The organism is Nitratireductor luteus, from assembly GCF_026162365.1.
Lineage (GTDB): Bacteria > Pseudomonadota > Alphaproteobacteria > Rhizobiales > Rhizobiaceae > Chelativorans > Chelativorans luteus.
The window spans coordinates 251,150-276,510 of the sequence record NZ_JAOANW010000001.1; the positions used below are offsets into that span (position 1 = coordinate 251,150).

At 62.2% G+C, this 25,361-nt stretch carries 29 protein-coding genes and 1 pseudogene; 10 read left to right on the top strand and 20 right to left on the bottom strand.

Annotation, left to right across the window (positions count from 1 at the left end):
• The first annotated feature begins 5 nt into the window (after positions 1–5).
• Positions 6–587 carry a DUF1214 domain-containing protein gene (locus N1058_RS01270; RefSeq protein ID WP_265515664.1) on the top strand — a complete coding sequence of 194 codons (582 nt, stop codon included), beginning with the start codon at positions 6–8 and terminating at the stop codon, positions 585–587.
• Positions 580–1,122: a DUF1254 domain-containing protein gene (locus tag N1058_RS01275; RefSeq protein WP_265515665.1), complete on the top strand. Its 543-nt coding sequence runs from the start codon at positions 580–582 to the stop codon at positions 1,120–1,122. Before N1058_RS01270 ends, N1058_RS01275 begins: the two co-directional genes overlap by 8 nt.
• A gap of 33 nt (positions 1,123–1,155) precedes the next feature.
• Here N1058_RS01275 and N1058_RS01280 read toward each other — a convergent pair whose 3' ends face one another.
• The gene (locus N1058_RS01280; RefSeq protein ID WP_265515666.1) at positions 1,156–1,341 is read right to left on the bottom strand and encodes a hypothetical protein; all 186 of its coding nucleotides are present in this window, start codon (positions 1,339–1,341) and stop codon (positions 1,156–1,158) included.
• A 360-nt stretch (positions 1,342–1,701) separates the two neighbouring features.
• Here N1058_RS01280 and N1058_RS01285 point away from each other — a divergent pair, with 360 nt between their 5' ends.
• Positions 1,702–2,511 (top strand): hypothetical protein, encoded by an 810-nt coding sequence (locus N1058_RS01285; RefSeq protein ID WP_265515667.1) that lies wholly within the window; start codon positions 1,702–1,704, stop codon positions 2,509–2,511.
• Here the strand turns inward: N1058_RS01285 and N1058_RS01290 are convergent.
• From N1058_RS01290 to N1058_RS01300, 3 genes are all read right to left on the bottom strand, one after another.
• Positions 2,487–2,831 (bottom strand): DUF1491 family protein, encoded by a 345-nt coding sequence (locus N1058_RS01290; RefSeq protein WP_265515668.1) that lies wholly within the window; start codon positions 2,829–2,831, stop codon positions 2,487–2,489. The two genes, N1058_RS01285 and N1058_RS01290, sit on opposite strands and share 25 nt — an antisense overlap.
• 172 nt (positions 2,832–3,003) lie before the next feature.
• Positions 3,004–3,855 (bottom strand): peptidoglycan-binding domain-containing protein, encoded by an 852-nt coding sequence (locus N1058_RS01295; RefSeq protein ID WP_265515669.1) that lies wholly within the window; start codon positions 3,853–3,855, stop codon positions 3,004–3,006.
• Complete coding sequence (locus N1058_RS01300; protein ID WP_265515670.1) at positions 3,830–5,539, bottom strand: sensor histidine kinase; 1,710 nt, start codon at positions 5,537–5,539, stop codon at positions 3,830–3,832. Before N1058_RS01300 ends, N1058_RS01295 begins: the two co-directional genes overlap by 26 nt.
• Positions 5,540–6,050: 511 nt before the next feature.
• Between N1058_RS01300 and N1058_RS01305 the strand changes: the two genes are divergently transcribed.
• The gene (locus N1058_RS01305; RefSeq protein WP_265515671.1) at positions 6,051–6,404 is read left to right on the top strand and encodes a DUF5330 domain-containing protein; all 354 of its coding nucleotides are present in this window, start codon (positions 6,051–6,053) and stop codon (positions 6,402–6,404) included.
• Positions 6,405–6,453: 49 nt separating this feature from the next.
• On the top strand, positions 6,454–6,879 hold the full coding sequence (locus N1058_RS01310) for a SufE family protein (RefSeq protein ID WP_265515672.1): 426 nt from the start codon (positions 6,454–6,456) through the stop codon (positions 6,877–6,879).
• Positions 6,880–6,891: 12 nt separating this feature from the next.
• Here the strand turns inward: N1058_RS01310 and N1058_RS01315 are convergent, their stop codons facing one another.
• Together N1058_RS01315 and N1058_RS01320 are read right to left on the bottom strand one after the other, a co-directional pair.
• A complete protein-coding gene (locus N1058_RS01315; RefSeq protein WP_265515673.1) occupies positions 6,892–7,713 on the bottom strand; it encodes a DUF6456 domain-containing protein in 822 nt (273 codons plus the stop codon).
• A gap of 1 nt (position 7,714) precedes the next feature.
• On the bottom strand, positions 7,715–8,137 hold the full coding sequence (locus N1058_RS01320; RefSeq protein WP_265515674.1) for a helix-turn-helix domain-containing protein: 423 nt from the start codon (positions 8,135–8,137) through the stop codon (positions 7,715–7,717).
• A 206-nt stretch (positions 8,138–8,343) separates the two neighbouring features.
• Here N1058_RS01320 and N1058_RS01325 point away from each other — a divergent pair.
• Positions 8,344–8,592, top strand: a pseudogene (locus N1058_RS01325) (cytoplasmic protein); the annotation flags it as partial.
• A gap of 236 nt (positions 8,593–8,828) precedes the next feature.
• Here N1058_RS01325 and N1058_RS01330 read toward each other — a convergent pair.
• From N1058_RS01330 to N1058_RS01365, 8 genes are all read right to left on the bottom strand, one after another.
• Positions 8,829–9,248 carry a Ros/MucR family transcriptional regulator gene (locus N1058_RS01330; RefSeq protein WP_265515905.1) on the bottom strand — a complete coding sequence of 140 codons (420 nt, stop codon included), beginning with the start codon at positions 9,246–9,248 and terminating at the stop codon, positions 8,829–8,831.
• Positions 9,249–9,664: 416 nt separating this feature from the next.
• On the bottom strand, positions 9,665–10,021 hold the full coding sequence (gene mnhG / locus N1058_RS01335; protein WP_265515675.1) for a monovalent cation/H(+) antiporter subunit G: 357 nt from the start codon (positions 10,019–10,021) through the stop codon (positions 9,665–9,667).
• Complete coding sequence (locus N1058_RS01340; RefSeq protein WP_265515676.1) at positions 10,014–10,352, bottom strand: cation:proton antiporter; 339 nt, start codon at positions 10,350–10,352, stop codon at positions 10,014–10,016. The genes mnhG and N1058_RS01340 overlap by 8 nt, the downstream gene beginning before the upstream one ends.
• Positions 10,349–10,822 carry a Na+/H+ antiporter subunit E gene (locus N1058_RS01345; protein WP_265515677.1) on the bottom strand — a complete coding sequence of 158 codons (474 nt, stop codon included), beginning with the start codon at positions 10,820–10,822 and terminating at the stop codon, positions 10,349–10,351. Before N1058_RS01345 ends, N1058_RS01340 begins: the two co-directional genes overlap by 4 nt.
• Positions 10,819–12,378 carry a Na+/H+ antiporter subunit D gene (locus N1058_RS01350; protein ID WP_265515678.1) on the bottom strand — a complete coding sequence of 520 codons (1,560 nt, stop codon included), beginning with the start codon at positions 12,376–12,378 and terminating at the stop codon, positions 10,819–10,821. Before N1058_RS01350 ends, N1058_RS01345 begins: the two co-directional genes overlap by 4 nt.
• A gap of 6 nt (positions 12,379–12,384) precedes the next feature.
• Entirely contained in the window at positions 12,385–12,762 is a 378-nt protein-coding gene (locus N1058_RS01355; RefSeq protein WP_265515679.1) for a Na+/H+ antiporter subunit C, read from the bottom strand.
• A complete protein-coding gene (locus N1058_RS01360; RefSeq protein ID WP_265515680.1) occupies positions 12,762–13,181 on the bottom strand; it encodes a Na+/H+ antiporter subunit B in 420 nt (139 codons plus the stop codon). The genes N1058_RS01355 and N1058_RS01360 overlap by 1 nt, the downstream gene beginning before the upstream one ends.
• Positions 13,182–13,183: 2 nt before the next feature.
• Positions 13,184–15,529, bottom strand: a complete 2,346-nt coding sequence (locus N1058_RS01365; RefSeq protein WP_265515681.1) for a putative monovalent cation/H+ antiporter subunit A — start codon at positions 15,527–15,529, stop codon at positions 13,184–13,186.
• Between the two features lie 187 nt (positions 15,530–15,716).
• Between N1058_RS01365 and msrB the strand changes: the two genes are divergently transcribed.
• Positions 15,717–16,124 (top strand): peptide-methionine (R)-S-oxide reductase MsrB, encoded by a 408-nt coding sequence (msrB, locus tag N1058_RS01370; RefSeq protein WP_265515682.1) that lies wholly within the window; start codon positions 15,717–15,719, stop codon positions 16,122–16,124.
• 21 nt (positions 16,125–16,145) lie between these two features.
• On the opposite strand, the gene N1058_RS01375 is transcribed toward msrB, so the two are convergent.
• Positions 16,146–16,502, bottom strand: a complete 357-nt coding sequence (locus N1058_RS01375) for an SH3 domain-containing protein (RefSeq protein WP_265515683.1) — start codon at positions 16,500–16,502, stop codon at positions 16,146–16,148.
• A 118-nt stretch (positions 16,503–16,620) separates the two neighbouring features.
• Between N1058_RS01375 and N1058_RS01380 the strand changes: the two genes are divergently transcribed.
• Positions 16,621–18,768, top strand: a complete 2,148-nt coding sequence (locus tag N1058_RS01380; RefSeq protein WP_265515684.1) for a S9 family peptidase — start codon at positions 16,621–16,623, stop codon at positions 18,766–18,768.
• On the opposite strand, the gene N1058_RS01385 is transcribed toward N1058_RS01380, so the two are convergent.
• The 4 genes from N1058_RS01385 to N1058_RS01400 form a co-directional block, all read right to left on the bottom strand.
• A complete protein-coding gene (locus N1058_RS01385) occupies positions 18,722–19,651 on the bottom strand; it encodes a c-type cytochrome (RefSeq protein WP_265515685.1) in 930 nt (309 codons plus the stop codon). The two genes, N1058_RS01380 and N1058_RS01385, sit on opposite strands and share 47 nt — an antisense overlap.
• 2 nt (positions 19,652–19,653) lie before the next feature.
• Positions 19,654–20,103, bottom strand: a complete 450-nt coding sequence (locus N1058_RS01390) for a c-type cytochrome (RefSeq protein WP_265515686.1) — start codon at positions 20,101–20,103, stop codon at positions 19,654–19,656.
• Between the two features lie 165 nt (positions 20,104–20,268).
• Positions 20,269–20,871: a superoxide dismutase gene (locus tag N1058_RS01395; RefSeq protein ID WP_265515687.1), complete on the bottom strand. Its 603-nt coding sequence runs from the start codon at positions 20,869–20,871 to the stop codon at positions 20,269–20,271.
• 103 nt (positions 20,872–20,974) lie between these two features.
• Positions 20,975–21,853: a branched-chain amino acid aminotransferase gene (locus tag N1058_RS01400; protein ID WP_265515688.1), complete on the bottom strand. Its 879-nt coding sequence runs from the start codon at positions 21,851–21,853 to the stop codon at positions 20,975–20,977.
• Between the two features lie 150 nt (positions 21,854–22,003).
• Between N1058_RS01400 and N1058_RS01405 the strand changes: the two genes are divergently transcribed.
• On the top strand, positions 22,004–22,666 hold the full coding sequence (locus N1058_RS01405) for a haloacid dehalogenase type II (RefSeq protein WP_265515689.1): 663 nt from the start codon (positions 22,004–22,006) through the stop codon (positions 22,664–22,666).
• A gap of 212 nt (positions 22,667–22,878) precedes the next feature.
• Complete coding sequence (locus tag N1058_RS01410; protein ID WP_265515690.1) at positions 22,879–23,625, top strand: L,D-transpeptidase; 747 nt, start codon at positions 22,879–22,881, stop codon at positions 23,623–23,625.
• Positions 23,626–23,667: 42 nt separating this feature from the next.
• On the opposite strand, the gene N1058_RS01415 is transcribed toward N1058_RS01410, so the two are convergent.
• Positions 23,668–25,215: a helicase HerA-like C-terminal domain-containing protein gene (locus N1058_RS01415; protein ID WP_265515691.1), complete on the bottom strand. Its 1,548-nt coding sequence runs from the start codon at positions 25,213–25,215 to the stop codon at positions 23,668–23,670.
• Positions 25,216–25,361 lie beyond the last annotated feature (146 nt).

Below are 25,361 nucleotides of genomic sequence, written 5' to 3' on the forward strand. Positions count from 1 at the left end.
CCATCATGATGAAAACGGTTCTTCCATTGCTGCTCGCGATCGCCGTGGCGCTGGGCGGCGGAGCGGTCAGCGTCTGGATGATGCTCGAGGAAGCACCGGCCATCGATGCCCTGCGTATCGGGCCCTGGACCGCCTTTCCCAACGCCGGCACGCCGCAGGCCGACCCCTATTCGCGCGCCCGCTTCGTTCGCGAGGGCGGCATTCCGCTCGGCAAGGCGGAAGGCATCGCTTTCACCGCCACGCGCGATAGCAACGGTCAGGCGCTAAGGCGCGAATGCGCCTACCGCCTGTCGGGAACCTTGCCCGTCTCACGGCTCTGGACGCTCTACGCAGCCGATCTTTCGGGAATGCCCTTGCCCCCCACCGGGCGCCGAGCGCCCGCGCTCCATTCGCAAATGATCCTGCAGGAGCCCGAGGGGATCGAGATCACGGCATCGCACTATCCAGCTCCCCGGAACTGGCTCGCCCTTTCCGGTCAAGGCTCCATGCAATTGGTGCTGACCCTGTTCGACACACCGGTCTCGACCAGCGCCGGTATCGACCAGATATCGATGCCCGACATCATACGGACAGGCTGCGATGCTTAGATTTCTCTACGCGCTGGTTCTGGGGCTCGTCGGCGTCGGCATCGTCCATGTCACCATCCTGTTCATGCTGCCGGCCTATTCGGTGCGCGATGTTTGGACCCGTCTGTCGACGACGGCGCAGGCCTATGAGACGGTGGTCCTGTCGCCATCGGTTCCCGGAGGGCGCGTGCCGACGCCGCGCAACCCTTTCCTGAAGGCAGCCGCCTGCCGGTTCGACCTGTCGGAAGGCGTTCTCCATGTCCGCGCCACCGGTCGCGTGCCCTTCTGGTCGATGGCCATCTATGACGACCGCGGCCTCAATGTGTTTTCCATCAGCGACCGCGCGGCAGCCGGTGACGATCTGGACGTGGTCGTCGCCAGTACGGCTCAGATGCTGGCGCTCCGCCGTGAATTGCCGGCTGAATTTGCCCAATCGGTGTTCGTGGAATCGGAAATCGATCAGGGCGTCGCATTGGTTCGCCTGTTCGTGCCCGACAAGACCTGGACCGCCGTCGCCGGCGCCTTCCTCGAAAATATGCGCTGCGAGCCTCTCTGATACGCTGCGACCGCAGAACGGCGGCGTCTGCCGTCAGCTCTTTCCGCGCCGCTTGGCGCGCGTTCCGCCGACGGGCGGCCGCTTGTTCTTGCCCGCATCGATACCCGCGCCGCGTTCATAACGAACGCCCGGGAAGATGATGATTTCCGCATTGCACCGGGCCGCCCGGCGGGTGAGTCTCGCCGCGGTCTGGCGCCTGAAGGGCAGGATTGTCGCCATGTCTCGCGTCCCTTTTTGGGTTGGAGCATTTACGCAACGCCTCCTGACGCGAACTTGCGCCGTTATGGTTAACGATTGGTTACCGCCAAAATCGCTCCCGCCTGGTAATGGTGAACGCATTCCTTAATCGCTGGGTTAATGGATCGCTAATCCATTCCGTCTAGTTTGACCGATGTGCCGGTCCGCCACGCCACAAGGCGTTGCAGCGGACCATTGTTGTATCTGTTGGTAGGCGTATTCTGCGTGTCATCTGCGGACTTCAGACATATTGCGTTTGGAGGGGGCCCGGGCAATTGCGAGCGATTGTTCCGCGCCGCGGTGACAGCCTATTGCTCTCTTTCGCGGCCTACCCGGGAAGAGGTGGTCCAGCTCGACGATCTGGCGCTCGGCCTTTTCGACCGCGTTTCCACGGAAGCCCGGCGCTTTGCCGCCGCCGCTCTCAGCGAATGCGATCCCGCGCCTGGCGGCCTGGTAAAGCGCCTGTGCGACGAGCCGGTCGAGACCGCTGCACCCCTTCTCGTGCGCTCGACCGCACTCACCGATGTCGATCTCATCGCCCTCATCGCGCGCCACGGCCTTGCCCATGCGCGCGTCATCGCCCGCCGCGAAAATCTCCATCCCATGGTCGCCGCGCTCGTCCGCGCGCTCCTGTCCCGCGTCGAGAAAGCGTCATCGGGACCCGAGTCCCGTTCGGCTGCAACCGCGGTCGAGGAGATGCGCGAACATTTGCGCGGCCTCATGAGCGAGGCGGCCGGAACAGCCGCCACCGAGGCGGCAGAACCGGCGCTGCCCGATACCCAGGAAGCCTATGAAGCGTTGCGCGAGGCGGCTTTGACCGTGGGGCCGGCGAAATTGCCGGAAACCCTTTCCCGGCTCCTTGCCATCTCCCCCGCTGTCGCCGCCCGCCTCTGCGACGGCGTCACCTATTCCGCGCTTATGCCGGCGCTGCGGGTTCTCGACCTGGATGAGGAAAAGGCATTCCTGGTGACCGCCGCCGTCTATCCCTCCCAGGTCGCCTATCCGGCCGGCATCCGCCTCTTCCTGGAGCGCTACCGTACGCTTGATGCCGAGACAGCGCGCGAAAAGCTGGACCTATGGCGCAAGCGTTCGGCCGAGCAGACCGGTCCCCTCGCCCAATATGCCGCTCAAGGCTCGACGACGGCTATATAGTTCTCCGCCGCGCGCGCCGTCTCCAGCTCCACCACCCAGATGTCGCTGTCGAAGCGCAGTTCGCGCTCGATGATCTGATCTATATCGGCGTCCTGCAATGCCGTTTTGGCAGCCATGAACTGCCGGTCGTGGGGGCGTGTGTCGTCATAGCTTGTCTGCGGCGCGGGTATGAACAGATCGACCTCGCCAAAGGGCTTGCGAAACAGCACCATGATAGCCCCTGCCTCACGCGCGCCGCGCCTGCGTATGGCTGCGAAGCCGCCATCGGCGAAAACCCGCCTGACGAGAGCTGAAACCCAAAGGTCGCTGGTGATACGCATGAAACCGCCTTGCCTCAGGGTCTGTTGAGATTCAATCCGGGTGAGATGGAAATTGTGCTTTTTTGACGTCGCGCAGCGACGAGCGGGATGGACATGCAGCTACTTGAGCACCGGAAGCGCCCAAAAATCCCATTTGCAGCCCATCCAGACCCCAGTATCGACAGACCTTAGCTTAGTTGGTCAGGCCGATTTCGCGCATCTTCGCCTGCAGCGCCTCGTCGGCCTCGCCCGTCACCGGCAGGCCGAAAAGGGATTGGAACTCGCGAATGGCCTCGCGCGTCCGCGCGCCCATCATGCCGTCGATCTCGATGCCTTCGTTGCCAAAAGCTTTGAGGCCTGCCTGCACCCGCCTTACCGTCTCGCTCGACCCCTCCACCGAGGCCGTATGCATGCCGTCATTCGGGTTCGTGGCCGGGTTCTCGGCGAGGTTTCCAGTTTGCGGACGAGGCGCTGGCTTGGGCGCGGGAACGTCCGAAATATCGACCACATCCCGGCCAAGGCCGAGCTGACGTAGCAGCGGTCCGTCGATCTCGCTACCGCCGCTCAGGCCGACGATGCGGCGATAATTCTCTATCGCGGCGCGGGTCTGCGGGCCGTTCATGCCGTCGACCGGCCCCCTGTAGAGCCCGAGATCGCCCAGTACCCGTTGGACGGAACCAACGGAGGGATCGCCGTTCGGGTCCATTTCGCCAGCTGCAACCGGTTCGCTCGGCTGGCTCGCCGATTCGCCGACGGCAAGCACGTCGCGCGGCGCGGTGCGCGGTGCCGGCATCTCGGATACGATATCGGGCGCCGGCGCAAAGGTTCGCACCGGAGCGCGCGTCGGTATGAAGGCACTGGGATGCGGCTGCGGTTGATACCAGATGGCATTGGCCGAGACGAATGCCAGCGAAATCAGAAATGCGGTCGTTCCGCCGACGGCCATGGGATTGCGCGCCATGGCACTGCCCAATCCCGCAAAACCTGCGGCGATCCAGCCTGTCACTCCGGCATGCTCATCAGGCTGTCTTGCGTAACGCGTCATCTGTCCACTCGCTATTCCAAAAACCCTGCACCGAACCAAGGCCCTCGCCGAGCTCTTCGACCTGGTGCTGATGTCCCACCGGCAGCGACACCGTCACGCTCGTGCCCTTTCCAGGTGTACTCTCGATGCTCATGCCTCCGTCGAGCAGCCCGACCAGACCCTTCACCAGGGTCAATCCAAGGCCGGTACCCTCGACATGGCGCGTGTAGTCGCTCTGCACCTGCATGAACGGTGTTCCCAGCCGGTCCAGATCGTCGGCGGCAATGCCGATGCCGGTATCGCTCACGGTAAAGTCCAGCCGATTGCCGAGACGGCGCGCAGTAACCTCCACCTGCCCGGCAGGCGTGAACTTGACGGCGTTGGACAGGAGGTTGATCAGGATCTGCTGCACCGCCCGACGGTCACAATCCACCGTGCCGACGTCGTCGGCAATGTCGGCACCGAGCTCGATGCCCTTCTCCTGCGCTTTCTGGAGGTTCATGCGCATCGCCATTTGAACTGCGCCATCGAATTCGAAAGGCTCGGAGCCAAGCGCATAGGTTCCCGACTGGATCTTCGAAACATCCAGGATCGCGTTCACGACGGAAAGCAGATGGTCGCCCGCTTCACGGATGTGCCCCACATATTCGCGCTGCTTCTCGTTGGCGAACGGTCCGAACATTTCGTTCGCCAGCACGTCGGAGAACCCGACAATGGCGTTCAACGGCGTGCGCAATTCATGACTCACGGACGCCAGGAACTTCGTCTTCGACAGCGCCGCCGCCTGCGCGCTCTCGCGCGCCTCAACGAAGGCGTGCTCGAGTTCGGCAGCCAATCGGTCCTCGTACAGAACGCCGGCGATCGTTTCACCGTCCCCGCGCCTCACGAGTTCAAGGAAGAAAGGCCGGTATGCGCCCTCGCCCGCTTCTCCAACTGCCCGACGCAGCCGCACGCGCAAGGACTTGCGGTCACAATCGTCACGCAAATCGGCCAGCGCCGACAGGTAAATCACCCGGTCGGCAACGAGCAGTCGGTCGAAGAGACCGCTACCAAGCATTATTTCAGGCGCAACGCCCAGCAATTGGCGCGTCCTGTCCGATGCGTGGACGATATCGCCGCTCAGCGTCATCTGGAATACCGCGGCGCCTATCAATTCCTCGATCTCCAATGGCCCGTCGCCATCTTCCGTTGCGGCCTGCGCCTTGGAAAACGGAATCCGGGCGGCCAGCGTGGCGCCATAAACACCGATGACGAGCCAGCCCCAGGCCGGCGACAGGGTGCCCGTCGCTTCCCACGGAAACAGGGCGCCCGCTATCATGGCAATGCCTGCCGCACCCATGCCCGCCGCCGCGGCCGGGCGCGAGCGTCCTACCCATGCCGCCTCGATTGCAAGCGCAGCGCAGAGGCCGGCCATCGGCGTCGCCGCTCCGCCCGCAAGGGCGGCCAGCGATCCGGCGGCGGCAACGCCTGCGACAAGGGCGGCCGGCTCCACCAGCCGGCGCAGAGCCGTGGCGATCAGCACAAAGGGAAACAGGAGGCCAAGGCCGAGCGTCATCGCCGCCCACGCCACGGAAACCGCGCCATCCATATGGCCCGGCAGCACCAGCAGAAGGCCCGCTGCGACCAGCGAGGGGCCAGCGAGCAACACGCCCAACAGCCGCGACTGGCGCGCACGCTCCGCAGCCTCCCCTACGGAAGGATGCAACAGCCGTTCGCACGCCTTTGCGGCGCCCTTGGGCCAATCTGCTGATATGGAGGCTCGTGTGCTCAACTCGACGCGCTCTACTCGTGTCCGCTTTACGGGTTCTCGTTCTGAAAGCAAAACTCGCATCCACCTTTTAAGGAATGGATAAGTGCGCGCGCCAGGAGCGCCTCTCGCACCCAAATCCACCGCTTTTTCGCGGCCAGCGGGCATCCGAATGCCGGCATGGTTAACAAAGGGTGGCCGATTTTGCCCCGCGGAAACGGCTCAGTGACAGACGTCCCGCCGCGCAGCTCCCGAAGTTTTTCGTGCCTTATCAGAAGCTTGGTTGGTAAAGAGTATGTTGCACCGCATTCCCGCCTTCATCGAAAGATCGAATCAACAGCAATCCTTCACCGCTTTGAATTTCAATTGCCTCGAATTTTAGCCAATTTCGCAATATGTCCTTGGCCCGCCTGTGAGAGATTGATTGAAGGAAGCCCCGGAAATCGGGGCGGCATTTAGGGACTGTCAAATGGGATTTCTCATACGATCCGCCTTCTGGCTTTCGCTGGTGCTGCTCGTCATCCCGCTCGACACGGGCTCGGGGGGCGAAGGCCCCGACGCCATCGGCCCCATCCAGGCCTTCTTCGCCGCGCGGGAAGCGGTTGTCGACATGGTCGGCATCTGCGAGCGCAAGCCTGAGGTCTGCGAAACCGGCCGCGCCGCCTTGGCGACGATCGCGGCCCGCGCCAGGCAGGCCGTCACCATCGCCTCCGGCTTGGTGGATGCAGACGAAACGAGCAAAGCAGCAGTTGAAACGGCCGGCGATTCGCCTCGGCCCAGCGAGCCTGTCCTGACCACTGGAAGCATCGAAGCCTCCGAATAGGACGGCAAAAACCCGTGACGTCGGCCCGTACAGCCACTATATGCAGGGCATGAGCATCACTATCGACGCCATTCGAGACGATTTCGCCTTCCTGGACGACTGGGAGGAGCGCTATCGCTACATCATCGAGCTCGGCAACGACCTTGACTCCTTCCCCGACGAGGCGCGGGACGACCGCCACAAGGTGCGCGGCTGCGTCAGTCAGGTCTGGCTCGTCACCGAAACCGGCGACGGCGCCGATCCCGTCATCCGCTTCAAGGGCGATTCCGACGCGCATATCGTGCGCGGCCTCGTCGCCATCATGATGGCGCTGTTCTCCGGCCGCCGCGCAAGCGAGATCACGGCCATCGATGCGGAGCAGACGATGCGCGAGCTGGGTCTCGACGAGCACCTCACCCCACAGCGCGCCAACGGCCTGCGCGCCATGATCAAGCGCATGAAGGACGAGGCAGGCGCGGCGGTTGCCGCCGCGTAGCACCACAGTCTCTTACCGTTTGATGCTCGGACGAAAATCCGCCGCCCCCCAATGCAGCACCGAGCGCCGCTGCGACGTGTGCTGCGGCTCGTAATGGCGAGCGAGCGCGCCAAGCGCCGTCTTCAGCACTATCTTTGCGGAGCGCACCGGCCAGCCGCGCTCGGCCTCCACCTGCTCGAGTCCCTTCAGGAAGCAGCATATGTCAACGAGAACGCCGGAAAGTTCCGGGCCGACCGCTTCGAGGGCCTTTTCCACGCGCTGACGGGCCGAAAGTGCCGCATCCGTCAGCTCGCCGATGCCGTTTTCGTGGCTTCCGCGCCGTCCGCCCGCCACCGCTTCGCTCCAGTTCGCCCCGAGACGCGGCATGATCTGGCCGCGCGTATAGTCGGCGCGCAGGCGTTCCCCGGCACGAAACTCCCGCTCGCCGAGAAAGGTTTCTCCCGCCCGCCCGCGTTGCCTTGCCAGCCGTGCCAGCGGCGATTCGCGTAAATTGACCGTCGCTTCGGTCCAATGGCCGGCCACCTCCGTCCGCACCGTACCCACGGTCCGGTGCTGGGCCGCGAACGGGTCCGCCGCCGCATCGGCCCGCCTGGCACGTGCCATGCCGTCCGCCGTGAGCGCGATCCGGTTGCCTTGCCGTAGGATGACGCCCTCCCGCGCCAGTTCCACGATGACGTCGGGCCTGGCCGAGACGGTCCCCCGGTCGCCGCCATCGATCAGCATCCGGCCTGTGCACGCCGCTCCTTCCAGCCGGGCCGTGCCCTTGGCCAGGAACCGGATCAGCCGGGTTCCTTCGCGCGCTCCCCGTGCGAGGTCTGCATCGCCGCGTTTCATGTCAGCGCACCTCCATCTGCCGAAAGGCGGCGGCTGTCACCCGTTCCGCCATGATGATGATCTGGTCGAAATCGGGATCCTCCCTCATATCCTCGATCATATGGCAGGCGTGCATGACCGTGGTGCGATCGCGGCCGAAACCCCGGCCGACCTCGGTCATGTTCAGCCGCAGCATGGCATGGGCTACATACATTCCGATCTGGCGAACGCGCGCCACACTTGTCGAGCTCCGCCCGGGGCTGCGCAGTTCCTTGCCGCTTACATTGAAGAGCGCCGCCGTCAGATCCATCACGCATTCGCAGATATCGGCAACCCTTTCATCGTTCACGGGGCTTACCCTGGGGAGCACATGTCCAATGGAAGGCTCCTCGATAGGTTGATGATCCTTCTCGGTGGCAAGGTTGCCTGTTGAAATCGTCTGCACTGAATTTCCCCCAGCATTAAAAGGAATATTTTCTTATATCCTTTATCACCTACACCGTGAACAAATAAAGAACAAAAGATTTGCGATGCAACATGCATCCCGCTGTTTTTGCTTGCCTTTTTAATGTTCCCACATGAAATGAACTGCCGATTTATCCCCGCTCGCCCGGCCCGCTGCACACTGGTCGACACAGGCGGAGGTAAGGCATGCATTCTCTTGAAATGGATATGGCGGCGTTTCGCAGCGCCAGGAAACAGCGCGTCGCCGAAGCGCGGCAGACCGCAGCATTCTTCATCATGACGGGAATAGATTTGGGGGAAGCCCTGCAATCGTCCGGCGAAGCCCGCGTGGCAGTCCGGCGGCGTGTCTCACGCCTGCTCGAACGCGAAAGGCTGAAAGGGCTTCGCGGCCACTGGAGCTACGATCTCAACCGCCATATCGCCCTGAAGAACGCTTTTGCCCGGCTATGCACAGAAGGCAGCCGTCACGACCCGGACGACAGCGCTGTCCGGAAGCGCCGGCGCTCGTCTTTCGATGCCGCCATGAAAAGGCGGCAGCGCCGCAGGTCGCGCCGGCAGGTAAGGGCCGAAGGAGGCACCCACGCTTGAACCGCGCGAGGTTCAAAACGCATCGGCCCGAAAACCGGTGCAGGTTCTCGGGCCGACGCAATGATCGATGACTATGGGGTGTTCTAACGCGCCTTGCGCTTGCGCCCCAGACCCATCTTCTTCGCAAGCTGCGAACGGGCCACGGCATAGCTTGGAGCAACCATCGGATAGCTGGGATCAAGACCCCACTTCTCGCGATACTGCTCAGGCGTCAGGCCGTAATGGGTCATCAAGTGGCGCTTGAGCGACTTGAACTTCTTCCCGTCCTCGAGACAGACGATATAGTCATCGTGCACCGAGCGCTTCGGATTCACCGCAGGTTTCTGCTTTTCCACGGGCGGCTGTTCCGAATTGCGATTCACCCGCCCCAGGGCGCTGTGCACATCGGCAATCAGGTTCGGCAATTCTGAAGCCGGAACGGGGTTGTTGCTTACATAAGCCGCGACAACGTCCGCCGTCAGCTCAATAAGCACATCATCATTTGTTGTTTGCTGTTCATCCATTTCCGTTACCTTGCCCAACGTCATTTCGCTCGCACCGCTTTCCCGCACCTGAACAATTCGCTTTTTTATCTCTCTTCGAATCTTCTTTTCAGAGGATTCCCACAACTCGTAAGTTCGTATTCACGGTTTGTTGCATGAGGTCAACACACAATTTCTTTCACGATATGGGATGAGATATGTCTGTTATACTTAATTTCATTTTTTGTGCAACATTGCCTCAATGATACGGCAGCAATACTGCGGTACAGGCGTGAATATCGGATTGAAGTTTCGGAGAAAACAACGCGCATATCCAAATCAACTGCGGCATCGTTCTATGCCGTCAAAAGAACGCATGTCGCTGCGATCGCGATTTGCATCATGCCGACAAGCGATCTCCCGAGCGGGATCGCCCTGCTCCGCGGCAGCCTGTCTGGTCAGGAGTCGGACGGCTTGTCTTTTCCGGTACCGGCCATATCGTCATGCACCGAGCGGTCCCAGAGGCGATAGCCGGCCTCGTACGCCGCCTTCGCCAGCAGATGCGCGGATATCGGCGCTGTCAGCATGAGGAATACGACCGCCGCCAGCGCCCGCGTCACGGTCGCATGATCTTCGGCAAAGATGGCCAACGCCACCAGTAGCAGGCCCGCGCCGAGCGTACCTGCCTTCGATGCCGCATGCATGCGCGTATAGAGGTCAGGCAGACGCAGGATGCCGACCGTGGCGATGAATGTAAAAGCCGCGCCGATGATAAGAAGCGCGCCGACCAGCAGGTTCTGCAGCAGGTCAATCATTCTCGCTCTCCCCGTATATGCCGCGCGTGTCCTCGGCGATGAATTCCTCTTCATAACGTCTGCTCAGGACAAAGCGTGCGAAGGCAACGGTCGCCAGGAACCCGACCAGCCCCAATGCGATGGCGATATCGAGATAGAGCGTATAGCCGGTGCGGATGCCGATGACGGCGATGAAGCCGATGGCGATGGAGACCAGCATATCCAGGCCCAGGATCCGGTCCGGCAGGCTCGGCCCCAGCACGACACGCACAACGGCAAGCAGAAACGACCCGCTCAAAACGGCGAGCGCGATCAGTTCCGCGAGTTCCCGGAAGGTGCTGCCATCGGTCATCGAAACGCCTCCAGTATTTTGCGCTCGAAGCCCTGCGCAATGTCGCGTTTCAACGCTTCGACATCGGAGCAATCGATCGCGTGCACATAGAGATACTTCCGGTCCTCGGAGACATCGACGGAAAGCGTCCCAGGCGTCAGGGTGATGAGATTGGCCAGAAGCGTTATTTCGAAGTCCCGGTCGGCCCTGAGCGGGTAGGCGAAGATGCCGGGCTTCAGGTTCATGTCCGGCTTCAGAACCAGAACGGCCACGCGCCACGCCGACAGCACGAGCTCATAGAGAAAGAGCGCCGCCAGCCCGGTCAGCCGAAAAGCCCGCGCAAAGTACCCGAGCGATCCCACCTGTTCCCGGATGAGGTAAATCGCCCCTGCGCCGAGCACGAAACCGAGCACGATATTGGCCAGCGAAAACGAACCCGTCACCGCCGTCCAGGCAAGCGCCAGAAGGATATTGATCAGATAGAGGGTCATTGGCCGCCTCCCCCCGGATACACGGTTCCGATATAGGGCGCCGCATCGAGAAGGTTGCCCGCGGCGATCTGGGCCACGCGAATGACCGGGTCGGGATAGAGCCCCATGATGACGATGGGCAGCGATAAAGCGGCAAGGACCGTGTAGCCGAGCCTTGGCGAGACCGCCGCGGCCAAGCGCTCTTCCGCGCGCGGGCGCCAGATGGTCAGAATGAAGACCCTTCCCAGGGCCAGCGTCGTCAGCAGCCCCGTCGCCAGGATCGTAAAGGCGAGCCACGGATAGCCGGCATCGAGTGAAGCACGAACCAGCATCACTTTCGGCCACAGGCCCGAAGCCGGCGGCAGCCCGGCAGCGGCAAGCATCAGGAGCAACGCGAACGCCGCCAGCATTGGGTGCGCCCCGTAAAGACCCGACAGCGTGCGTATCGAATAGCTTCCGCCGACACCGTTCATCACGCCGGCCAGGAGATAAAGCGCGGCCATGACGATCATGGAATGGAAGGCATAGAAGATGGTGCCTGAGAGCCCCTCGCCCGTGCCCAGCGCCAGCCCCGCCATCATGACGCCCACGCCCGATATGACAACGAAGCCGAGCGCTCGCCGCAAATCCGTCTGCGCCAGCGCGCCCATGATTCCGATCACCATGGTCAGGCCCGCCACCCAGGCAATAAGGCCCGACAGCAGCGCCAGCTCCGGCGGGAAAAGCATGACCAGGGTGCGCAACAGCGCGTAGACCCCCACCTTGGTCAAAATGCCGCCGAACAGCGCCGCGGTCACGATGCGCGGCGTATGATACGAGGCGGGCAGCCAGAAATTGACAGGGAACGCGGCCGCTTTCATGCCGAAGGCCAGAAGATACATCACGCCTAGCGTCATCAGCGGCGCGGTGTCGCGCAGGCCGTCCACCTTGCGGGCGATGTCCGCCATGTTCAGCGTTCCGAAGATGCCGTAGAGAAAAGCCGTCGCCGTCAGGAAGAGCGTCGTGGCGACGAGATTCAGGATGGCGTATTTCGTCGCACCGTCGAGCTGGCGGTGTTCGGAGCCCAGGACCAGAAGTCCGAATGACGAGATCAGGAAGACCTCGAACCAGACATAGAGGTTGAAGATATCGCCCGTGAGGAACGCTCCGCCGACACCGGCCATCATCAGGAGCATGAAGGTATAGAAACCATATCTTCGGCCAATCGAGCCGATGTCGGAAAGCGAATAGATCGCGCAGACCAGCGCAACCAGCGTCGCCACCAGAGCCAGTGACGCCCCAAGCGCGTCAGCGGCGAACGAGATGCCGAAGGGCGGCAGCCACCGTCCCATCGTCATGACCAGTGGCCCGGTCTCGATAACGCGCGCCAAAAGCCCGATATTGGCCGCCAGGGTCGCCACCAGGGCGGCGATGGCGATCGAGGCGTGCATCCTGGTCTCATGACGCAGCATCAGGATCACGGCGCCGAAGACGAGTGGGATGACGACCGGCGCTACCACCAGCCAATCGGCGGCGGCAACGGGCTTCATCACCATCGCATGCGCCAGGTCGACTGTCTTTCCGGGATCAACTGCCATGGCCGTTCAATATCCAAGCGGTGGTAGGTCTTCGCTCTCGGGCTCGGCGACCCGCATCGTGTCCGTATCGTCGCTTCCGAGCTCCTGATAGGCGCGGAAGGCAAGGACGAGCAGGAAGGCGAAGAACGAGAATGAAATCACGATTGCCGTCAGGATGAGCGCCTGGGGCAGCGGATTGGCGGTCGCCGCATCGGGCGCTATCAGCGCCTCTGGAATGATCGGCGGCACTTCGCGCATCACGCGGCCGGCGGTGAAGATGGTCAGGTTCACCGCGTTGCCGAAAATGGCCACGCCCAGGAGGATGCGAATGATGTGCTTCGACAGCATCAGGTAGATTGCGACGGCAAAGAAGATGCCGACGGTCGCCGAGAGCGCGGTCTCCATCAGGCATGCTCCCTTTCTTCAAGTGCGAGCGCGACGGAGGTAATGGAACCGACGACGACGAGGTAGACGCCTATGTCGAAGAAGAGAACCGTCGATATGTCCACCGGCACGCCAAGTACCTCGATCACGCCCCACTGCCCGGTCAGGAACGGCATTTCCTCGAATATGGAGACAAGGCCGGAAAGCGCCGAGACCAGCAGCCCACACCCAGAGATCGCCATGGGGTGGAAATAGAGCGCGCGGCGAACCGGCGAGACGCCGCAAGCGATGCCGTAGATGGCAAAGGCGGAAGCCGCTATCAGCCCGCCGATAAACCCGCCGCCAGGCTCATTGTGGCCGCGCAGCAGCACGAAGATCGAGAACAGCACCATTAGGCTGGTCAGATATGGCGCGATGGTGCGGAAGATGAGCGTGCGCATGGTCAGCCTCCTCCTTTCCGGGCATCTGCCGGTTTGCCGGCGCGAATGCGCACCAGTGCAAGGATGGCGAGACCGGCGATCATCACCACGGCGATTTCGCCCAGCGTATCCAGGCCACGGAAATCGACGATGATGACATTGACGATATTGCGGCCATGGGCGATCGCCCGTGAGTTTTCCGCGAAGAAGGCGCTCAGCGTGTCGTCGAAGGGTATCTGAGTCACGCGCAGAAGCATCAGGCCGAGTGTGGCGCCACAGACTGCAGCAATGGCTATATCCCCGGCCTTTTCGCCCGTGGGCCGGTGGTCCGTCGGCGAAAGTCTGAGCCGCGTCATCACCAGCGCAAGAATGACAACCGAAAGCGTCTCTACCATGAATTGGGTGAACGAAAGATCGGGCGCGCCGAGAAGCATGAACAACAACGCCACGGCAAAACCCTGGATACCCAGCGAGACGATGGCGGTCAGCCGGTCGCGCGCATGAAGGACGGCGCCCAGGCCGATGAAGGCGATGGCCAGCACGGTCCATTCATAGAACCGAAGGCTCGGGAAATCGGGCAGCGCGGGAAGTTCGCCGAACAGGATCATCGGCACGAACAGCGCCAGCGCCAGCGCGATGAATGTCGCCGTCATGTAGTAGTCGAGGCGTCCGCTCTGAACGACCCGCGTGACAGTCGAGGAAATCCGCACCGTCCCGCCTATGGCCTGGTCGAAGCCCAGGTCAGGCCCCCAACCGATGGTCCTCAATGTCCCCGCCATTATCTCGCGTCCGCGCGCCAGCGCCAGATAAGCCGTTATCCCGAGCGCGATGGTCATCACCGACAGAAGCAGCGGCAGCCCGACATGCGGGACGACGGATATCGAAATCTCGACAGGCTCGCCGACCACCGCGCTCGCCATCGGATTGCTGATGAAGCGATGGCTCAGGGGCGAGGCAAGCGCGGTCAAAAGGCCGCCGAGGCCTAGCACCAGTGGCCCAAGCCACAACAATATCGGGCCCTCGTGGGCATGCTTCGGCGTTTCGACCTTCGGGCCGGTAAAGGGCTTCAGCGCAACCGCGAAGCCGACCGCGAACATCAGCGCGTTGCCGACGATGGCGACAAGCGTGATCAGGCCGCTCCAGCCGCTGCCTTGCCAGAGCCCGGCATAGATTTCCTCCTTGGCGAGGAAACCGAAGAAGGGTGGTAGTCCACCCATGGAGATCGCCGCCAGAACGGCGGCGGCGAAGGTAATGGGCATGGCGCGACCGATGCCGCCAAGCTTCGTGATGTCGCGGGTGCCGGTCTCATGGTCAATGCCGCCGGCGACCATGAACAGCGCACCCTTGAACATGGAATGAGCAACCAGATAAAGCACGGCTGCCTCGGCCGCCTTCTCCGAGCCGAAGCCCGTCAGCATGATCAGAAGCCCCAGCGAGGAAACCGTCGTATAGGCCAGCATCAGCTTGAGATCCGTCTGCCGGACCGCCAGCAGCGTGCCGACGATCAGGGTCGTGCCTCCGAAGACGGGCAGTATCGTTTCCCACGCAACCGTGTCACCCATCACCGGGTTGAGCCGCATGACAAGATAGACGCCTGCCTTCACCATCGTGGCCGAATGCAGATAGGCGGAAACCGGCGTCGGCGCTTCCATGGCGTTGGGCAGCCAGAAATGGAACGGAAACTGCGCCGATTTGGTGAAGGCGCCACCAAGAACCAGCAGCAAGGCGGCGAGATAAAGCGGCGCCTCGCGCAGCGCGCCTTCCGCCTCCAGCAGCGCCGACATGGAGCCCAGCCCCGTCATGTTCCAGATGAGCAGCAACCCTGCCAGCAGCGACAAGCCGCCGAGCCCGGTCACGATCAGCGCCTGAAGCGCGGCACGCCTGGAGGCTTCGCGGACGTGGTCGAAGCCGATCAGCAGGAACGAGGTGATCGACGTCAACTCCCAGAAGACGAACAGGGTCAGGAAGCCATCGGCAAGCACCAGCCCCTGCATTGCGCCCATGAACATCAGGATGAACGAGAAGAAGCGTCCCAGATGCGGGTGCCCCTTCAGATAACCGCCTGAGTAAAGAACGATCAGCGCGCCGATGCCGGTGATCAGCAGGGCGAAGGTCAGTGACAGCCCGTCGATATACCAGGAAAAATCGACGCCCAGCGAGGGTATCCATGAATACCCCGCCGCCACCGTTTCCCCGTTGGCGACGGAGCTGAGGAAGCCGGTGAAATGGTAGAACATGAAAGCGGGAATGAGCGCCAGCAGCCAGGCGGCGTTATGGCCGAAGGAGCGAACCAGGAAGGGTGCAACGGCAGCGCCGGCGAAAGGCAGCATTAGAACAAGAAATGTCAGCCAGTGCCCATCCGCCGCCATGAAGGTCCCCGCTCAATCATTCGTCTAAACCCCGAAAGGACATAGACGCTCATTTTCACCGGAGCAAGGCGGGCGCGACAATCGGTCCGTTTATTCACACATCGTCCGCAACTGAAGTTTCCGCGAAAGGCTGACATTTGCAATCGCCGGGCACTACATAGGGGCAACGATTGTCAGGAGCACGAACATGTCCGATCAAACGAATTTCAAGGTGCAGAAGACAGACGCGGAGTGGCGAGAGCAGCTCACGCCGGAACAGTATCACGTCACGCGCCAGCACGGCACGGAGCGGGCGTTCACCGGTCCCTATTGGGACAACAAGGAGCCCGGCCTCTACCGATGCGTAGGCTGTGGGCGCTCACTGTTTTCGTCCGAGACGAAGTTTGACTCCGGCACGGGCTGGCCGAGCTTCTACGCCCCTGTCGAAGAGAACGCCGTCAGCGAACATGTGGACCGGTCGTGGTTTTCGACCCGTACCGAAATCCGCTGCGCCGATTGCGACGCCCATCTGGGCCACGTCTTCACCGACGGTCCACAGCCCACGAGCCTGCGCTACTGCATGAACGGTCATGCCCTCGATTTCGAGCCGAAATGACCGGTGTCCGCTGTCCTCGTATCAATCGGCGGGCTGGATATATTTTCCGTAGACCCAGCCGGTGACGAAATGCCCGTTGCGGGCTGGGTCGTGCCAGACCTCGCACCAGCGGTAGCGCACGGCCTGCTTCTGGTGCCACTCCGGATCGCCGGCAATCGACAAGAGATCGAGCCCGCCGGTGCAGCGGCCGGTCATCTGGAGCACGGTGCCGTTCGGATAGGCCGTCTGCTTCTGCGAATGGCTGGCGGGGTATTTCCGCACGTTGAGCGTGTCGCCCCAGGGCACGTTCGTCACCTCCCATGCGGCGAAGACCGTCGCCTCGGCGGCGCTGCCGATCATGCTCAGGCCGAGCGCGGCTGCTAACAGGGAAATGCGCATTTGCTTCCTCCTTCATCAAACCGATAATCCCACGCCCATCTTGAACGAGCGATGAAGGCCCTGTTTATTGCCGGCCTTCCAGCTCTGTGTGTTCTCATCCTCCCGAAAGGTTCATTTCATGCTGACAAAGCCCGTCTTTCCGGCGCTTGTTGCCCCAAAAGCCGAGAAGCGTCCCAGAATCGAGGTTCGCCATGGCGTCGAGCTGACCGATGATCACGGGTGGCTGAGGGCGGCGAACTGGCAGGAAGTACTCAAGGACCCCTCCCTTCTCGCCGATGACATACGGGCGCATCTGGAGGCGGAGAACGCCTATCAGCAGGCCGTGCTGGCCGATACGGAGGAGCTGTGCAAAGTACTGTTCGAGGAAATGAAGGGCCGGATCAAGGAGGACGATTCCTCGATACCGATGAAAGACGGTCCCTATGCCTATGGCAGCGCCTTCCGCAAGGGTGGCCAGCATCCGTATTTCTTCCGGCAGCCGACCGAGGGCGGCGAAGAAATGATCCTTCTCGACGGCGATCGTGAGGCCGAGGGCACGACCTATTTCAACATCGGCTCAGTCGAGCACGCGCCGGACCATCGCCGCCTGCTATGGAGCGCCGATCACAAGGGCTCCGAGTTCTACACGCTGCATCTGCGCGACCTAGAAACGGGCTCCGACCTTACCGATCGGATCGAGAACACCGCCGGCTCGGGCGCGTTCGACGCCGGGTCCGATGGCTTCTTCTACACTCTGGTGGACGACAATCACCGCCCTTCGAAAGTGTTCTACCACCGCATCGGCGAAGATGCGGCAAACGACCGCCTGGTCTATGAGGAGACCGACGCCGGCTTCTTCATGAGCGTCGGGGCGAGCCTTGCCAACGACTGGATCATGATCTCGATCCACGACCATGAAACATCGGAATACCGGATCCTGCCGGCCGCCACGCCGGATGCCGAACCCAAGCTCGTCGCACCCCGCGAGACCGGGCTCCAATATGACCTGGAGGCGGCCGGGAACGAGTTCTTCATCCTCACCAATGCCGACGGCGCCAAGGATTTCAAGATCGTGCGCGCGCCGGCGGCGGATCCCTCCCGCGCGAACTGGAGCGAGGTCGTGCCGCACCAGCCGGGCCGGCTCATCATCGGCATGGTCGCCTTCAAGGATCACCTTGTGCGCATCGAGCGGGTCGACGGGCTCCCGCGCATCGTCATCCGCGAAAGGGCGACCGGCGCCGAACACGCCATCGCCTTCGACGAAGAGGCCTACTCGCTCGGTCTGATTGGCGCAGCCGAATACGACACCGAGACGATCCGCTTCACCTATTCCTCGATGACCACTCCGACGCAGGAGTTCGACTACAATATGCGCACCCGCGAGCGCACGCTGCTCAAGACGCAGGAAGTGCCGAGCGGGCACGATCCCTCCGACTATGTGACCCGCCGCCTCATGGCGCCCGCCGAAGACGGCGCGCTGGTGCCGATCTCGCTGCTCTACCGCAAGGACATCGCGCTCGACGGCTCGGCTCCCTGCCTCCTCTACGGCTACGGCTCCTACGGCATAACCATCCCCGCCTCCTTCCGCACCGCGCCGCTGTCGCTCGTCGACCGCGGGTTCGTCTACGCGATCGCACATGTGCGCGGCGGCAAGGACAAGGGCTTTTCCTGGTACGAGGACGGCAAGCGCTCGAGCAAGATGAACACGTTCACCGATTTCATCGCCTGCGCCCGCCATCTCGTGGCCGAGAACTACACCAGCCACGACCGGCTGGTGGCCGAGGGCGGCTCGGCCGGCGGCATGCTGATGGGAGCGGTCGCCAACATGGCGCCCGAGGCGTTCCGCGCCATCGTGGCGCAGGTACCGTTCGTCGACGTGCTCAACACGATGCTCGACGACACCCTGCCGCTCACCCCGCCGGAATGGCCCGAATGGGGCAATCCGCTGGCCAGCGCCGAGGATTTCGCGCTGATCCGCAGCTACTCGCCCTATGACAACGTCGCCCCGCGCGCTTATCCGGCGATCTTCGCCCTCGCCGGCCTGACCGATCCTCGGGTGACCTATTGGGAGCCGGCCAAATGGGTGGCCAAGCTGCGGGAGCACAATGCGGGAGACCAGCCGATCCTCCTGCGCACCAATCTGGAGGCCGGCCATGCCGGCGCCTCCGGCCGCTTTTCAAGGCTGGAAGAAGTGGCGCTCGCCTATGCTTTCATGCTCAAGGTCACGGGCATGATGAAGGTCATTGGGAAGCCGGATAGCCGTTCGGCCGGGGCGGCACGGATTTGAGATAGGCGGCGATGGCCTCGCGGTCTTCGGCCGGCAGCTTCGCCATGTTGGCTTGGACCGCGGCCATTGCCCCGCCCACCGAATCAAAGTCGGGCGTAAAGCCGCTTTCCAGATAATAGGCGATATCGCTTGCCGACCAGGAGTCGATGCCGCTCTCGTCCGGCGTGATGTTGGGCACGATGCCGTTGCCTTCCGCCGACGGCGCGCCGGCCAGCCATTTTCCCTTCTCCAATCCGCCCGTAAACGAGCGCGGCGTATGACACTCGCCGCAATGGCCTGGCCCCTCGACCAGATACTGTCCACGCCGCAGGGCTTCGGATGCGTCCTGGCCGAGAGCGAGCACCGGTTCCTCGTTCAGATAGAGCATCTTCCAAAGCCCCAGCCCTCGGCGGATGTTGAACGGGAACGAGAGTTGGTGTTCGCCCGCCGCGCCCGAAACGGGTGGCAGCGTCTTGATGAAGGTGAAGAGATCGGCGGCGTCCTGCGTTTCCATGCGCGCATAGGACGTATAGGGAAACGCGGGATAGTAATGCGCACCCTCGGGCGAGACACCCCGGAGCATCGCGTTGGCGAAGTCCGCTTCGCTCCAGGCGCCGATGCCGTCATCCGGATCGGGCGAGATATTGGGGGCCACGAAGGTGCCGAAATCAGTCGTCAGTTCAAGCCCGCCTGCCAGTTCCAGCTTGGCGTCGCCCTGCGCTTGGGGCCGGGCATGACACGAAGTACAGCCGCCAGCCCAGAAAACCCGCTCGCCCCGCGCTGCATCGCCGGGTTCGACCGACGCAAGCGCCTGGGCGTCGAGCCCTTCGGCTCCCGTAAGAAACCAGAAAGCAGCGCCGGCTGCCGCCAACGCGGCGACAGGCGTTAAGATCTTGCGATGCATGGCTAGTTCGTTTGCACGCGGAAATTCTCGTGGCAACTTCTGCAATTGGACAAGACGGGTCCTATCACGGCCTGGAAAGAAGCAAGGTCAGCGGGACCATCCTTGCCGGAGACCTCGACGGCCGCCTGCGTGTCGATCTGGAACTTGCTCAAGGCCTGCTGCCAAGCGTCGGTGTCTTCCCATATATTGGGCGACGCGGTCGAATTTTCCCCGGACAAACCTTCCGGAAAGAAATCGCCATAAGCATGCGAAACCGCATTCAGCGTTGCGATGGCCGCCTTGGCGACGGCCGGATTATAGGCGATGTCGCCCTTCATCATACCGCCGGACGTGGCGGCGGAAGCCGCTGTGGCCTGCATGAGTGCCTTGCGGACTGCAATCGGATCGTCGGCGGCGGCAACGCCCGCCGCTGAAATCATCAAGGCCGAAATGGATAGGAGGATAGTCTTCATTTGCAATCTCCGGTCTTTGTCATCCCGCCGCACCTTAGCGACTGGCACGCCGGCGAAACTTAACAATCCGTAAGATTCAATCACGCTTTCGTGAGCTATACGCCAATAAGGAATAACCCGGCCGGAGCCGGGTTTCCCATCAACCTGCAGTTTCAGGCTTCGATATCAGCCGGTGGCCTTCTCGTAACACTCCAGGACGTAGTCCCAATTGATCAGATTATCGACGAAAGCCTCGAGATATTTGGGCCGCGCGTTGCGGTAATCGATGTAATAGGAATGCTCCCACACATCCACGCCCAGAATGGGCGTCGCGCCATGCACCAGCGGGTTCTCGCCATTCGGCGTCTTCATGATCTCGATCTTGCCGTTCTTGACGGCCAGCCAGGCCCAGCCCGACCCGAACTGCGTGGCGCCGGCATTCATGAAGTCGGCCTTGAATTTGTCATAGCCGCCGAGATCGCTCGCAATGGCCTTTTCGAGGGCGCCGGGCAGGCTCTTTCCGCCTCCGCCTTTCTTCATCCACTTCCAGAAATGGATATGGTTGAAATGCTGAGCGGCGTTGTTGAAGAGGCCCTGGTTCTTGCCGAAGGACTGCTTGACCACCTCTTCGAGGGACAAATTGTCCATTCCGGCCTCGGCAGCCAGCTTGTTGCCGTTATCGACATAGGCCTTGTGGTGCTTGTCGTGGTGGTATTCCAGCGTCTCTTTCGACATGTAGGGCTGAAGCGCCTCGTAGTCGTAAGGCAGGTCTGGCAGTTCAAAGGCCATATCGGTCTCCCTCGTAACCATGGTTGAAAATCTGCATTCCGCAAATGGGGACGCAAAGGCGGTTTGACAACGCCTGCCCCCGGTAGATCGTTCCCGCTCTCACTCAGGCGGCAAGGTCGGCATGCGCCCATTCCCAATACAGTTCGCGCGCGCGTTTGGCCACCGGTCCGGGCTGCAATTTGCGGTCTTCCACGCCTGTAACCGGCACCACCTTGGAATGATTGCCGCTGGAGAAAATCTCATCGGCCTCCATAAAGTCATGAACCCGCAAGGTTTTCTCCGCCACCTTGTAACCGGCCTCGCCAAGCAGCGCCATCACGCGCCTACGCGTTATGCCTGAGAGGAAAGTGCCGTTGGGCGCCGGCGTGAAAACCTCCCCGTCCTTGACCATGAAGATGTTGGAGGAGCCTGTCTCGGCCACATTGCCGAGCATGTCGAGCACCAGCGCGTTATCGAAGCCGCGCGCTTTTGCATCGAGGATCGAGCGGCCATTGTTCGGGTAAAGGCAGCCGGACTTGGCGTCGGTCGGCATAGTCTCCATCGTCGGGCGGCGGAAGCGCGACACGCCCACTGTAAAGCCGGACGGCGCAATCATCGGCGCTTCATAGAGACAGAGGCAAAAGCGGGTGGAGTCCGGGTCGGCGGGTACGCTCATATAGCCACCGTGCTCGGCCCAATACATCGGCCTGATGTAGACGGCGGTTCTGCCGTCGAATTTCTTCAACCCGTCCCATGTCAGCCCGACGATCTCTTCGACGGACTTGGTCGGCGCGAGGCCAAGATTGACGGCCGATGTATTGACGCGGGCGGCGTGGCGGTCGAGGTCGGGCGCCACGTTCTCGAACCAGCGCGCGCCGTCGAACACGGAGGAGCCCAGCCACATGGCGTGGGTGCGCGGCCCGGCGATCGGAACATTGCCCTCGTGCCAGTCGCCGTCGAGAAATGTCCAGGTGGTGGATTGCGCTGCGGGCACGGCATTCATTGTGGGATTTCCTCTTTCTTCTTTTACGGCCAGATCAATAGCGCGTCCGCGCGCGGCGTCAAACACCAGCGGCCGCATAGGTGGATGCCAGCCTCCTTGACGGCAGAAAACGCTTGCATTCAACTGCCAGCATATTTCAAAGGTATGTGCATGCGCCACACCGCTTTTGTCTTCGATGCTTACGGAACCTTGTTCGACGTCCACGCCGCCGTGCGCCGGCACGCGGGTGAAATCGGCCCGGAAGGCCAGCTCCTGTCGGAGATATGGCGCGCCAAGCAGCTTGAATATTCGTGGGTCGAAACGCTCATGGGATCCTACAGCGATTTTTGGGCGCTGACCGAACGGGCGCTCGACTTCGCCTTTCGAAAGGTTCCTTCCGCCGATCCGTCGCTGCGGGACAAGCTGCTCGAGGCCTATTGGCACCTCGACTGCTATCCGGAAGTCCCGGCCGTATTGAAGAAGCTCAAGGCTGGCGGAGCCCGGCTGGCAATCCTGTCGAACGGTTCGCCGGCAATGCTCGATGCAGCCGTCCGCTCGGCTGCCCTCGACACCGTGCTCGACGATGTTCTGTCGGCCGACGCCGTCCGGCGCTTCAAGACGGATGCCTCCGTCTACGAGATGGTCACCACCGCGTGGCGTCTTTATCCCGACGCAGTTTCGTTCCAGTCATCCAATCGGTGGGATATAGCAGGCGCCGCCAAGTTCGGGTTCAGAACCGTGTGGGTCAACCGGTCGCAACAGCCGGACGAGTACGAGAACTACAGTCCGGCGCTGATTTTGCCTTCTCTTGAAGGACTTGTCACAACGAGTTGATGAAGCGCGGCATTGCCCGAAGCGTTGCATAAAAGCAATATGCCTCGGGAAGTTGCGGCCGGCGGCGGCAATTTCACCGTCTGGCCCGAATCACGGGGACATATCCGCTTGCTTTCCTCGGAGATATGGGGATGGTCCGCAACGCAACTGTGACGGGCGGCCTTGCATTTCACGATAGAGAATATTTTTGACCGAACTAGCGAAGAGACCCGATGCCATCTGATAAAAAGCCATCCATTTCGCTCACTCGCCGACGCTTTCTTTCAGCCACGGGCGCGGGGGCCGCTGCGCTGACCCTTTCAGGCTGCGTGACCGTTCCCTCGAACGCACCGCCCGTCCCCGCACGGCCCGAGCCTACGGGACCGGCGCATTACCGCGCCATGTACGGCGCCATGGTCGACGGCGGTTTTGAGCTCCCGGCCATCCCCATCGACAAGATCGACCCACGCTACCTCCGGCAGGAGGTTGCCGACCCGACCGGCGAGCGGCCTGGCACGATCGTCGTCGACACGTCGCAGCACTTCCTTTATCTCGTGCGCGAGCGCGGGCGTGCCCTGCGCTACGGCGTCGGCCTCGGCCGCGCCGGCTTCGAGTGGGCCGGCCGCGCCGAAATCGCCCGCAAGCAGCATTGGCCAAAATGGTTCCCGCCCACCGAGATGATCGAGCGCCAGCCGGAACTGGAGAAATACGCCGCGGTTTTCGACAAGGAAACGGGCAACTGGAATGGCGGCATGGATGGCGGCCTGCAGAACCCTCTCGGGGCGCGCGCGCTCTATATCTATCAGGATGGCAAGGACACGCTCTACCGCGTCCACGGATCTCCCGAATGGTGGACAATCGGCAAATCTGTCTCGTCCGGCTGCGTGCGCATGATCAATCAGGATGTGATCGATCTTTACGACCGGGTTCCCGAAGGTTCGCCGATCCTGGTGACCGGCGGCGGTTTGCGCACGGTCTGATCCTTATGTTTCCGTGCGTCCATCCGGGCGCACGGAAACGTTCTACCGTCCCCGCTTCAAGCTCCCCAGGATGCCGCGGATAAGCTCGCGGCCGAGCGTCGTTCCGATGGAACGCACCACGGATTTGACGGCCGCCTCGGTCACCGACTGCCTGCGATAGGAGCTTTTGCGCCTCGTGCTCAAGCCGCGTGAGGAGCCGCCGCCGAAGTCCGGCAAGGTCCAGCGCGAGCCTTCGCTGCTGTCTGCTTCCTCCCGCTCGCGTGCTTCTTCCTCGGCCTTGGCTTTTTCGGTTGCCTTCTTCTGCAACATCTCGAACGCGGATTCCCGGTCGATGCCGTTGTCGTACTGTCCGGCAACGGGGCTCTGCTGGACGATCTTCTGCCGCTCCGCGTCGCTTATGGGCCCCAGCCGCGAAGAAGGTGGGCGGATGAGGGTGCGCTGGACCATGGATGGCACGCCCTTGGCCTCTAGCGTGGAAACCAGCGCCTCGCCCACGCCCAGTTGCGTAATCGCCTCGAAGCAGTCGAAATCCGGATTGGGACGAAAGGTCTCGGCGGCAACCTTCACGGCCTTCTGCTCGCGCGGTGTATAGGCGCGCAGGGCATGCTGGACCCGGTTGCCCAGTTGCGACAGCACGGTCTCCGGCACGTCCAGCGGGTTCTGCGTCACGAAATAGACGCCAACGCCCTTGGAGCGGATCAGCCGCACCACCTGCTCGACCCGGTCGATGAGGATTTTCGGCGCTTCGCTGAACAGGAGATGCGCCTCGTCGAAAAAGAAAACGAGCCGGGGCTTGTCCGGATCGCCCACTTCGGGCAGTTCCTCGAACAGTTCGGAAAGCAGCCAGAGAAGAAATGTCGCGTAAAGGCGCGGATTCATCATCAGCTTGTCGGCGGCAAGCACGCTGATCGCGCCGCGCCCGTCGCGCGTGGTGCGCATGATGTCGGCGATCTCCAGCGCGGGCTCACCGAAGAAATGCGTGCCGCCCTGCTCTTCCAGAACCAGGAGCGAACGCTGGATCGCACCGACCGAGAGTTTGGAGACATTGCCGTACCGGGTACTCAACTCGTCCGAGCGCTCGGCCATATGCAGCAAAAGGGCCTGTAGGTCCTTCATGTCGAGCAGCAGCAAGCCTTCCTCGTCGGCTATCCGGAAGGCGATGTTCATCACGCCTTCCTGTGCTTCCGACAGGTTCATCAGGCGCGACAGAAGCAGCGGGCCCATCTCCGAAACGGTTGTGCGGATGGGATGGCCCTTCTCGCCGAAAAGGTCCCAGAAAATGACGGGGAATTCCTGGAACTCGTAGGGGTCCAGCTTGATGGTGGCCGCCCGCTTCGCCAGGACATCCTTTTCCTCGCCCATAGCGGCGATGCCCGAAAGGTCGCCCTTGACGTCGGCACAGAACACCGGAACGCCGGCATTGGAAAATCCTTCGGCGAGGATTTGCAGCGAGACGGTCTTGCCGGTGCCCGTCGCGCCCGTCACCAGACCATGCCGGTTGGCGTATTTCAGAAGCAGATGCTCGGCCCGCTGATACGTATCGTCATTGTGCCGGCTGGCTCCCAGAAAAATGCTGTCTTCCGACGTCATGCCCTCGCCTCTCCTTGTCCGCCCGTATCGGCATGGCCTACTAAACCGTATAGTCAGTGCCGGCCACCGCGACAATCCATACTTGCATCCGGCGAGCCGCCGCCCAAGGAATTCGCTACTTGAACAGGTTGAAGAAATGTCTCGCA